A 10,791-nucleotide genomic window follows, 5' to 3' on the forward strand; every position below is an offset into this window, starting at 1 on the left:
ATGGAGATGCCGATGCCGCACCGGAGACCCCCGGCAGCGAAACACAGCACCCCCTTGTTTCAACCCGCATCGAACTGGAGCCCACCATGACCGCCCACCGCATCATCGCCCTGACCTTCTCTGCCGCCGCCATCGCCTTCGCTGGCGCTGCCCACGCCGACAACGGCCTGACCCGCGAACAGGTCAAGGCCGAACTGCGCGACGCCCAACGCAACGGCGACCTCATCGACTACGAAACCGGCAAGAAGCCCAACGAAGTCAACCCCTCGGCTTACCCACGCCAGGTCAAGGTCGCCCCGGTGGCCACCGCCCCCTCCGCTGTGCAGCACACCGCCATCGGTGACTTCGAAATGGACCTGCTGAACCAGCGCAGCGCCGCCCTGCTGCAACGCACCGAACAGCAACGCCAGTTCGCCGGCAAGCGCTGAGCCAGCCAGGCAGCCCTGCCCCTCTGGCAGGGCCGCCCACCTTGCTCACTCGCGTTCTCACCCCCGCAGGCCTGTGCCTCGCGGGGTGTTGTGCTGGCATGCACCGATGCGGCGTCGGCCAGGCGTCAACCCAGGTCTTGCGCTGCACCTGCCGCCGGCTGTGGCGCCAGCCCGTCGAACTGCGCCACGATGGCATCGATCACGGCCCGCACCCGCTGCGGCAGCAGCCGTCGGCTGGGGTAGATCAGGTTGAAGGCCAGCGTGCCGGCACGCCAGTCCGGCAACACACGCTGCAGGGTGCCCCGCTCGATTTCTTCGCTGGCGATGCGTGGCGTGAACCGCCCCACCCCCACCCCACGGGCCACCGTTTCCAGGCTGAGCGCATGGTTGTTGGCCCGCACCACAGGTGACACCTCGATGTCGTGGGCCTCGCCGGTGCGCTCGTGCGTGAGACGCCAGCGCTCCACGGGTTGCCCGTGCTCGCCCACCGCCCATTGCGTGATGACGGGCGCATGGCGCAGTTCATGGGGGTGCTGAGGCACCACCACCCCTGGCGCAGCACACAGCCACAGGGGCACCTGCAGCACCGGCCGGGAAATGGCCGTGGGCGAGACGGGCAAGGAGGCATCGGCAATGACCACGTCGAAGCCCTCGGCCACCGGGTCGATGGCGCGGTCCAGCATGGCCATGTCGATCATCAAGCGGGGATGCTGCTTGCGCATGTTCACCACCTGACAGGCCACGGCGGTCTTGCCAAACAGGGTGGGCACCGCCATGCGGATGCGCCCCTCCATGGCCACATGGGCCTGGCTGACCTGCGCCTCGGCCTCCTCCAGGTTCTGCAGGATGTCGCGGCAGCGGCCCAGGTAGAGCTCACCGGCCTCGGTCAGGCGCATCGAGCGCGTGGTGCGTTCGAGCAGGCGGGTGCCCAGGTGCTTCTCCAGCGCAGCCACCTGCCGTGTGACCAGGGCCTGGTCCACATCCAGCTGGCGTGCAGCGGCCGCGAAAGAGCCCTGGTCCACGACCAGGGTGAAGGTGCGCATGGCAGCGAGTCGGTCCATGCCTCAATTCTTGATAAATCAGTCAACAAGTCAAGGACTGAAATGGCATTTTTCAACCAATCTGTCATCAATAAAGTAGAGCCCATGGAGATGCCGATGCCGCACCGGAGACCCCCGGCAGCGAAACACAGCACCCCCTTGTTTCAACCCGCATCGAACTGGAGCCCACCATGACCGCCCACCGCATCATCGCCCTGACCTTCTCTGCCGCCGCCTTCGCCTTCGCTGGCGCCGCCCACGCCGACAACGGCCTGACCCGCGAACAGGTCAAGGCCGAACTGCGCGACGCCCAACGCAACGGCGACCTCATCGACTACGAAACCGGCAAGAAGCCCAACGAAGTCAACCCCTCGGCTTACCCACGCCAGGTCAAGGTCGCCCCGGTGGCCACCGCCCCCGCCGCCGTGCAGCACACCGCCATCGGCGACTTCGAAATGGACCTGCTGAACCAGCGCAGCGCCGCCTTGCTGCAACGCGCCGAACAGCAACGCCAGTTCGCCGGTAAGCGCTGAGCCAGCCACGCAGCTCCGCCCCCCCCCCGGGCCGGGCTGCCCACAACGTGCACTGGGGCATGCACACATGCCCCACACCGAAGGGTTCCTGCCGCACACAATGCGGGCATGGAACCCTTCGGCCATTCAGCGTCAGCGCATGCGCCGCGCGACACAGCGCACGGCGAACCCACCTGGCACCTGCAGGTGCACGACAGCCTGCAGTCGGTGAGTGCCTCCACCTGGCAAAGCCTGTGGCTGCGCAGCCCTCAGCCCACGCCGTTCATGCACCACGCCTGGCTGAGCGCGCTGGAGCGCCATGGCTGCGCGACCCCGGACACCGGCTGGCAACCCCTGGTGCTGACCGCTCACGCCGCCTTGCCCCCACAGGCACACACCACCACGCCAGCACCGCCGCAAGCCGCCTGCGTGGCCTGGCTGAAAAGCCACAGTCACGGTGAGTTCGTGTTCGACTGGGCCTGGGCACAGGCCTACGAACGGCACGGCCTGGCCTACTACCCCAAGCTGGTGGTGGCCAGCCCGTTTTCACCGGTGCCGGGCAGCCGCTTGCTGGGCGAGCACCCAGGCGCGCGGCAGGCCTTGCTGCATGGCTTGCGGCAACTGACCCTGCAGGAGGGCTGGTCGTCGGCACATGTGCTGTTCCTCGATGACGAGGAACGCGCGTGGGCCACACAGGCTGAAGCCCATGCCAGCGGCTGGATGCTGCGACGCAATGTGCAGTTCCACTGGCAGCAGCCCGCTGCGCGCTGGCCCGACATGGAAGCCTTTCTGGGCAGCCTGCAGCGCGACAAGCGCAAGAAGATCCAGCAGGAGCGACGCAAGGTGCGAGAAGCCGGCGTGACAGTGCAGGCTCTCCAGGGCCACGAGATCACCGAGGCCGACTGGGATTTCTTTTTCACCTGCTATGCCAACACCTACCATGTGCGTGGGCAGCGGCCCTACCTGAACCGCGCCTTCTTCCGCGAGGTGGCCCACACCATGCCCGAGCACTGGCTGATGTTCACGGCCAGCCGCCAAGGCCGCCCCGTGGCCAGTGCCCTGCTGGTGTGCGACCTGCCACGCCGCACGGTGTGGGGCCGTCACTGGGGATGCGTGGAGGAGGTGCCCTGCCTGCACTTCGAGCTGTGCTACTACGCCCCGCTGCAGTGGTGCATCGAACACGGCATCGACCGCTTTGAAGGCGGCGCTCAGGGCGAGCACAAGATGGCGCGCGGTTTTTCGCCGGTGGACACCTGGTCGGCGCACTGGCTGGCCGACCCGCGTTTTGCCTCTGCGGTGGACGACTTCCTGGCACGCGAGCGCGAAGGCGTGGCCGCCTATGTCGATGAGCTGACCGACCGCAGCCCCTTCAAGGGCTGAAGGACACGCGCCCCCTCACCACCGGAAGGTGTGCTGCGCACGCCCCTTGTGGAGGTCGATCAGCTGGGCATTGGGCTCGTCGGTGGAGGCCACCCAGGCCACGGCCTCTGCGTGCGAACGGCCGAACTGCATGTGCCGGCGCACCAGACGCTCGCGGCGCAAATCTGGATCGACCTCGACATACCAGGCCTCGTCCAGACAAGCCGCCACGTCGGCCCAAGGCCCCGTGGGCAACAGCAGGTAATTGCCTTCGGTGATGACCAACCGGGTCTCGGCCGGCACCGCGATGGCGCCCGCAATGCCTTCTTCGATCTCGCGCCGGTACTCCGGCGCATGGACCACGTCGCCGGCACGGGGCTCGCGCAGGCGGCGCAGCAGGGCCACATACCCGGCGCTGTCGAAGGTGTCGGGCGCGCCCTTGCGGCTGGCGCGGCCCAGCCGGGCCAGCTCTGAATTGGCCAGGTGGTAGCCGTCCATGGGCACCACCACCGAGTCGTCGGGAAACGCAGCGTGCAGCGCAGCCGCCAGCGTGGACTTGCCACTGCCAGGGCCGCCCACCAGCCCGAGGATGACCCGCGGACCACGTGCCATCAGGGCCCGGACGCGATCGAGGTGGGCTGTGGCGATCAGGGATGGAGAAGTCATGGCGCCAGCATAGGCCGGAAATGTCCGAGAAGACCCGGGACACGCACCGGGGGCGGTCCGTCGTCAGGCCGCATGCAGCAGGGTCAGACTTTGCTGCGCCATGCGTGATGCGCCGTCCACCGGACCGTCGGCCATGACGACCCGATCGGGTCTGACAACGGCCACCCAGCCCGCAGGCACCCGAGGGGAACCAAACGAATTGTCGAGGTCTTCCCAGGTCGAGACGGTGGTGGCCTGGGCGGGATTGCCACGCGGGGCAATGCGCACAAAGCGCCCGCCGGCACTGAGCCAGCGCTGTCGAAGCGCAGACGGCAGGGTGGCCGATGGATCGACGCCAAAGCCCACCAGCAGCAGCCCTTGTCCCAGGGCGTCGTCACTGAGCATGGGCACGCGCCCCATGGGTGACCTCACCCAGCCTTGGGGCAAGGCCCCGCCGCGGGTCAGCCCCGCACAGGCCTTGCCCGGCATGAAGCAGCCTCGCTTGAACCGGTTGGCGGGCTTGATCTCGAGGTTCTCGAAGAGGTCCTTGACGCGCGGGATCGACGACATCACCTTCATCACCCCATGTGTGAGCCAGGCCTGCACGACGCTGCCGGGCATCACCAGGCGACCCATCCATTGCGCCAGCTGGATCATCTCCCGCACATGCGGCTGTCGCTCGCGACTGTAGCTCTCCAGCAAAGCCGGTGTGGCCCGCCCCTGAACGACCCAGGCCAGCTTCCAGCCCAGGTTGGCGACATCGCGCAGGCCCGCCACCAACCCTTGCCCCACAAAGGGCGGTGTGATGTGTGCAGCATCCCCCACCAGGAAGGCACGATCCACCTGGAAGGTGTCGGCCACCCGCGCATGGAACCGGTACACGGCCACCCGCTCGATGTCGATGTCCTGCCCTTGCGACCAGGGCGCCAGCAAACCCTTGACCATCTCCGGCTGCTCCATCTGCTGCCGCGTCTCGCCAGGCTGGAGCTTGAACTCCCAGCGCTGCCGATTGCCAGGGGCCACCATGTGGGGTGTGGGGCGCCGCGGGTCACAGATGAACTCCACGTGGTCGATGGGTTGAGGCACCTGCCGGGCGTCCACCACCAACCAGTCTTCGGCATAGGTCTTGCCCTTGAAGTCGAGCCCCAGCAGGTTGCGCACCAGCGAGTTGGCCCCGTCTGCACCCACGATGAACTGCGCCTGCACCTCATGCTGGAGCCCATCGGTGTCACACACCCGGGCCCTGACGCCCTGCGGGTGTTGCTCGAAGCCCAGCAAGGTCACGCCCAGGGCCACCTCCACCGACGGGTGGGCTGCCAGACGGTCACGCAACACCTGCTCGAGCTGAGGCTGGTAGAAGGTCACCAGCTTGGGATGCCCGTCGATCGAGCCGGCGGTGTTGGCCCGGCTGTAGAAGCCGAAGTGCGGCGAATGCATCCGCACCTCGGGGATGGCCACGGTGTCGATGTCGCCCTCCTGCAGACCGCACATCTGCAACACGCGCAAGGCTTCGTTGTCGAGCGCAATGGCGCGGGGCGCGGCGAAGATCTCGGTCGCTTTGTCGATCACCAGCACCTGCACGCCCTGCTGGCCAAGGAGATTGGCCAGGGCCGCGCCCACAGGGCCGAGCCCCACCAGCAGCACATCAGTCTGTTTTGGCAAACGCATGGAAGGGTCCTTGTCGGTCAGAGGTGAGCCACCAGCACCGCACGGGTGGAGCGTCCCTGGCCCACGTGCACAAAAGCGCTGTCGGCCTGCCCGAATGGCGCGCGATGCGCCACGTCCAGCACGAGGGGCCGCGAGAGCAGGCTGGCCTGCAAGGCGTCCATCGCCCCCTCATCGGGCCTGAACACCGTCCAGGCCTGGCGCGCAGGTGGCGCGATGCCTTGCAAACGGCGGCGCCCGCCTTGCCAGGCGCGCCAGCAGCTCAGCCCGCCGGCCATCCAGCCGTGTGCATCGATCTCGGCCAGCAAGGGGTGCACCGTGGTGGCATGCCCCCGTGCCGACGCGTGCAAACGCGCCATGACCTCGGCATCGTCGGCCCACAGACCAAAGTTCAGCGTGGCGTCAAAGGCCGAGGGCACAGCCGACAGTGCCGTGGCGTGCCGGTCGACCACCTGTGCAGCACCCAGGGCCACGCTGCGCTCCAGAGAGCGGGGGCCGCAGACCGCTGTGACCGATGCGCCCCAGCGGCTCAGCACCTGAATGGCCAGCTGCCCCAAGGCACCACCGGCTCCGTTGATCAGCACCCGGCATGCACCCGCGGTCTGCGCATCCAGGCCGACAGCCGCCAGCGCTCGCCACAGCGTGGTGAAGGTGTAGGGCAACACGGCGGCCGACGCCATGGGCACCCCATCGGGCAAGGGGCGCACCCAACGCGTCGACACGCAAACCTCGCTGCGGTGCGAGCCCTGGGCCCCGGTGGGCACCAGCCCCCACACCCGCACGCCAGGCGCCAGATGCTTCACGCCGGACCCGACTTCGGTGACCACCCCGGCGAAATCGTTGCCCAGGACCAGCTCGGCACCGCCCGCGCCCATCAGGGACAGCACACGCTGGCCATACCCGGCGGCACGCTTGACATCGATGGGGTTCACGGACGCGACCTGCACCGCCACGCGCACCTGGTCATGCCCGAGAGGCCGCGCGGGGGCTGACTGCCAGCGCAGGCTGAGCTCTGTCGCCGCTGGCGATACCCGGCAGGTCAGTGCCATGGGCACCCTGGGCGCCGTCATGCCGACACCACCTTGTTGCGCTGCACCCCGAGGTCGAGCCGCCCGTCGTCGGTGCGGATGCTCAGCTCCATCACGTCATTGGGCTGAAGGAACAAGGGATCTTTCATGCCCTTGCGCACAAAGATCTTCCATTTCATGGCATCGGAGATGAAATGCCGGGCCAGGAACATGGGCAGCTTGCCAGGCGCCCGGGCGGCGCAACCTGCCGGTGTGCCCGTGGCAATCAGGTCACCGGCCTTCAGATCCTGCAACGCCGACAGCTCGGTCAGCGTCTGATGGGGCTTGAACAGCATCGAGCCACACAGGTCGTTCTGGCGCTCGCTGCCGTTGACGCTCAGGCGCATGCGCAGGCTCGGCCACAGTGCCCATTCGTGAGGCTCCAGCAGCAGCAAGCTGGGGCCGACAGGGCCGAAGGTGCGGTAGCTCTTGCCCTTGTAGAACTGCCCCTGCGGCAACTGCACGTCACGCGCCGAGACATCGTTGACGATGGTGAGGCCAGCCAGCACTTCATGCAGACGGTCGGGCTGCACGTCGCGGGCCTGGGTCAGGTCCTGTGACAGCACCAGGCCCAGCTCCACTTCGTAGTCCAGCAAGTGCACATGCCGCGGACGCACCACATCGTCCGTGGGACCGGTGATGCACGACGAGGCCTTGGTGAAGATGGTGTTGAACGGGAAGTTCCTGGGGTCCAGCCCCGACTCGCGCACATGGCTGGCGTAGTTCACGCCCTGGCAGATGAACTGCTGGTTGGTGGTGACCGGCGAGAGCAGCTTCACCTCGTCGAGACTCCATGTGGCCTGCGCTCGGGTGGCGGCACGTGCCTCTGCCAGCGCATGGCGGACGAACTCGCCGGTGGTGGTGGCCTGCGTGGCCAGCACCGCGATGCGACGGTCGAACACGACACCCCACTGTGGCGGGGTGGACGGAAGGCCAGCCTTGGGCTGGAAGCGAACGACGGAAATGGCCATCGGAGGGTTCCTGAAGGGTTGAGGTCGAGAACGGTTGTCGATCAAAGCCAGGGGCGAGCGGGCCTGTCGATCGCCTGGCCAGACAGGATCAGGCGACCAAGGTTCAGACGCCCAGACCGCCAGAGCCTGAAAACCTTCCAAAGGAGCGCTGGCCCCTTCTTCGGGAACATGGTGGGCGGCACGTCGCCCCCCCAGGCCCAGATGCTGGCCGGGCTGAACGGCACGTACCGTGTTTCGTGGTCGGCGGTGAAGACATCGCCGTCGGTGTAATGCTCGAACTCCAGCCCATCCGGGTCATGCCAGTAATCGAACAGCTGACTGCCCAGCACATGGCGCCCGATGCCCCACATGTGCCGATGGCCATTGGCTCGGAGCACCTGCTGGCCCTGGCCCAGCGCGTCCAGATCCTCCACCTCCCAGGCGCTGTGCTCGTACCTGGGCTCCAGCCCTCCGGCAATGACCAGGGTGTGGTGATCGGCTGGCGTTGAGCCCAGGTCCAGGCGAAAGAAGGTCAGCAATGGCGAGCCGTCAGGCAGGTACTGGACATCGGTGGGGATCAGGCCCAGCACGCGCATGTACCAGTCGGCCATGGTCTGGAAATCGGTGGTCTGCAGCACCACGTGCCCCAGGCGCCCGACCTTGGCCGGCTCGATGGGCGGGCGCACCGTGGCATTGACGCGTGACACCTGCGTGAGCGTGTTCATCTGGCCAGTGAGTGGTGCTCGCACCGGCAGCGGGTCCAGCTGCCCCCACCCCTGAATCAGCCACACGGCATGGCCGTCGGGGTCCCGCAAGCTGACAGCCCGACCGCCCCCAGGTACCGCGTCGGGCGGCACAGGCTGCGCGCCGATCTGCCGCGCCAGATCAGCCAGCGGCACATGCTCAGGCACGACAAAGGCCGCGCCGACATAGCGCGAACGGCGAGCGCGGTGAGCCACCAGCACCGCCGGCGCAGAACCGGTGGCGCGCATGACCAGACGGTCGTGCGTGCGCGACACCGTGATCAGCCCGAAGTCTTGCCAGAAGCGCTCGGCACGCGCCAGATCAGGCTTGTCGAACATCAGAAAGGCCAGCTGAGAGGCCTTGGCCAGCGGCTGAGGACGCTGCACCTTCTGCACGAAGTCAGGCCTCAGGTGCTCCGGATACTCCGGCGCCGTGCGAAGAACAGGGGGCGAGGTCATGGCACACAGGGGATGACACTTGCCGAGTGATCAGCACCCAGCCACGCATCACGATAATGACTTTAATGTCATTTTGACACAAAAGTCATTATCATCAACAGGTTCAACCCTGACGCGCAGCCCATGCGACAGTTCAGCTTTGACCGAGTGACCTGACCGCAATGACCGCCCCCGACCACCGCACCCGAGTTGCCGCTGAAAAGCGCGAACGCATGCGCATGCGCCTGATCGAAAGCGCCCTGCATGTCTTCGCGCAAAAGGGTGCCGACGCCGCGGTGATCGAAGACGTGATCGCCATGGCCAAGGTGTCGCGCGGCACGTTCTACAACTACTTCCGCACGAACGAAGATCTGCTGGGCGCGGTGGTCAAGGCCTTGGGAGATGAGCTCCTCACACTGGTCGAAACCGTGGTGATCGAGTGCCAGGACCCGGCCGAGCGCCTGGCCACCGGCGTTCGCATGGCGCTGCACACGATGCAGGTGCATCCACTGCTGGCCCAATTCGTGGCGCGCTCGGGCCTGGCCATGGCGGCGAACAACAGCCTGGCCATGGCCTACCTGCCGCGCGACATTCAGGCGGCCATCGACAGTGGACGCTTCCAACTGGCCTCGGTGCATGTCGGCCTGGTGCTGGTGCTGGGCACGGCGCACGCCGCCGTGACGGCCATGACCCTGCCCCCGCCGCTGTCCAGCAGCCTGCCCGCCCACTACCCTGAAGAGGTCACATACCACTTGCTGCTGGGCCTGGGCATGACCAAGGCCCAGGCACGCAAGCTCGTGAGCACTCCCATCACCACCGTGGAGTTCCCCGAACAGGGCCTGCTGGCCCGGACGCGCACGGGGCACCATCCGGCGTGAGCGCGATCTTGGCGTCATCGGAAGAAGCTTTCGACAGGGTGGGCAGCGCAGGGTGCGAACCTGCGATCCCGCCGTGTGAAAGCAGTCAATCGGCCTGGCTGTTGCCGGTTTGTGGCAACGTGAAGGCCGTTCAGACGAGAGTTCAAGCGTGAGGCCGTCAACTTGGTCATCGAGCGTGGCTTGTCCGTGGCGCAAACGGCCAAAGGTCTGGATGTTCACGAGAACGTCCTGCGCAACTGGGTTCTAGAGGCCAAGGTCAAACCGCGGCATGCGTTTCCTGGTCAAGGCGTGATGAAGCCTGATCTGCTGAAAAAACGGCGGCCTGCATCGCATCGATGCGTCTCATGCGAGCGCAGGCATTGCGAGCAAGACCTCGCAGGCGCGGGTTGCCGAAGGACAAGGGTGAGCGCAGTGTCATCGCTGGCAATGTGCTGGACCGGGAATTCACTGCGGCGGCATCCCATCGCAAGTGGGTGGCCGACTTGGCCTACATCTGGACTGCACAAGGCTGGTTGTGTTTCGCTGTGGTGCTGGACCACAGAAACGGCAGCAGCCCACTAGATGCAACCCTGGGTCTGGTCCTGCGCTCGCGCGCCACGGGTGGGGATATGACCGTACTCCAGGCGCTGCTGCCGCATTTCAGCTTCTAGCAGGAGCGGTGGGCGTGACTTGGGGCTTGACAACCGATCGGTGTGATCTTTCGGTTTGGCACTGCGGGTCGCAGAGATTCTGCATCTCACGTGTGTGGGTCAAATGACCAAAGCCTGGGTTAACGGCGTTGCAATGCCGCGACCAGTTCCGCTGATTCACCAGGGCCTGCGAGTCACTCGTTCATGGGCTACTGGAGTGTTGTGCCCAGCACACTTGCACGTGCGAGCCGAGCAATGCCCTTCGGTTCGACCACAACCCGCCCCGCGCTTTCGCGAACCGCCTGGAGCATGTTGAATCACGAGCAAAACTGAGCCAGGCGTCACGTCCAAAACTGAGCCACTAGGTTGACGAAGAAGCGGACTGCTCGGATGTGGATAAGTCTACTGTCTGGTCGGCTCCTTTGGGTGTTTTGCTA

At 66.5% G+C, this 10,791-nt stretch carries 10 protein-coding genes and 1 pseudogene; 5 read left to right on the forward strand and 6 right to left on the reverse strand.

Going from position 1 to position 10,791, the window contains the following annotated elements; genetic code table 11:
* The first annotated feature begins 86 nt into the window (after positions 1 to 86).
* The gene (locus EYS42_RS07390; protein WP_130967246.1) at positions 87 to 428 is read left to right on the forward strand and encodes a DUF4148 domain-containing protein; all 342 of its coding nucleotides are present in this window, start codon (positions 87 to 89) and stop codon (positions 426 to 428) included.
* 125 nt (positions 429 to 553) lie between these two features.
* On the opposite strand, the gene EYS42_RS07395 is transcribed toward EYS42_RS07390, so the two are convergent.
* Positions 554 to 1,489: a LysR family transcriptional regulator gene (locus tag EYS42_RS07395; protein WP_130967248.1), complete on the reverse strand. Its 936-nt coding sequence runs from the start codon at positions 1,487 to 1,489 to the stop codon at positions 554 to 556.
* A gap of 170 nt (positions 1,490 to 1,659) precedes the next feature.
* On the opposite strand from EYS42_RS07395, the gene EYS42_RS07400 reads away from it, so the two are divergent.
* Together EYS42_RS07400 and EYS42_RS07405 are read left to right on the forward strand one after the other, a co-directional pair.
* A complete protein-coding gene (locus tag EYS42_RS07400) occupies positions 1,660 to 2,001 on the forward strand; it encodes a DUF4148 domain-containing protein (protein ID WP_130967250.1) in 342 nt (113 codons plus the stop codon).
* A 108-nt stretch (positions 2,002 to 2,109) separates the two neighbouring features.
* Complete coding sequence (locus EYS42_RS07405; RefSeq protein WP_130967261.1) at positions 2,110 to 3,360, forward strand: GNAT family N-acetyltransferase; 1,251 nt, start codon at positions 2,110 to 2,112, stop codon at positions 3,358 to 3,360.
* Positions 3,361 to 3,375: 15 nt separating this feature from the next.
* Here the strand turns inward: EYS42_RS07405 and EYS42_RS07410 are convergent, their stop codons facing one another.
* From EYS42_RS07410 to EYS42_RS07430, 5 genes are all read right to left on the reverse strand, one after another.
* Positions 3,376 to 4,005 carry a nucleoside/nucleotide kinase family protein gene (locus EYS42_RS07410; RefSeq protein WP_130967263.1) on the reverse strand — a complete coding sequence of 210 codons (630 nt, stop codon included), beginning with the start codon at positions 4,003 to 4,005 and terminating at the stop codon, positions 3,376 to 3,378.
* A gap of 63 nt (positions 4,006 to 4,068) precedes the next feature.
* Entirely contained in the window at positions 4,069 to 5,652 is a 1,584-nt protein-coding gene (locus tag EYS42_RS07415) for a bifunctional 3-(3-hydroxy-phenyl)propionate/3-hydroxycinnamic acid hydroxylase (RefSeq protein WP_130967265.1), read from the reverse strand.
* Positions 5,653 to 5,669: 17 nt separating this feature from the next.
* Positions 5,670 to 6,698, reverse strand: coding sequence for an alcohol dehydrogenase catalytic domain-containing protein (locus EYS42_RS07420; RefSeq protein WP_165456666.1), 1,029 nt, complete (start codon positions 6,696 to 6,698; stop codon positions 5,670 to 5,672).
* A gap of 17 nt (positions 6,699 to 6,715) precedes the next feature.
* Positions 6,716 to 7,687: a fumarylacetoacetate hydrolase family protein gene (locus EYS42_RS07425; protein WP_130967269.1), complete on the reverse strand. Its 972-nt coding sequence runs from the start codon at positions 7,685 to 7,687 to the stop codon at positions 6,716 to 6,718.
* A gap of 41 nt (positions 7,688 to 7,728) precedes the next feature.
* Complete coding sequence (locus EYS42_RS07430; RefSeq protein WP_130967271.1) at positions 7,729 to 8,868, reverse strand: VOC family protein; 1,140 nt, start codon at positions 8,866 to 8,868, stop codon at positions 7,729 to 7,731.
* A 161-nt stretch (positions 8,869 to 9,029) separates the two neighbouring features.
* On the opposite strand from EYS42_RS07430, the gene EYS42_RS07435 reads away from it, so the two are divergent.
* Positions 9,030 to 9,725, forward strand: a complete 696-nt coding sequence (locus tag EYS42_RS07435; RefSeq protein ID WP_130967272.1) for a TetR/AcrR family transcriptional regulator — start codon at positions 9,030 to 9,032, stop codon at positions 9,723 to 9,725.
* A 162-nt stretch (positions 9,726 to 9,887) separates the two neighbouring features.
* Positions 9,888 to 10,261: pseudogene (locus EYS42_RS07440) on the forward strand (transposase); the annotation flags it as partial.
* Positions 10,262 to 10,791 lie beyond the last annotated feature (530 nt).

Source organism: Aquabacterium lacunae (assembly GCF_004310865.1).
Lineage (GTDB): Bacteria > Pseudomonadota > Gammaproteobacteria > Burkholderiales > Burkholderiaceae_C > Aquabacterium > Aquabacterium lacunae.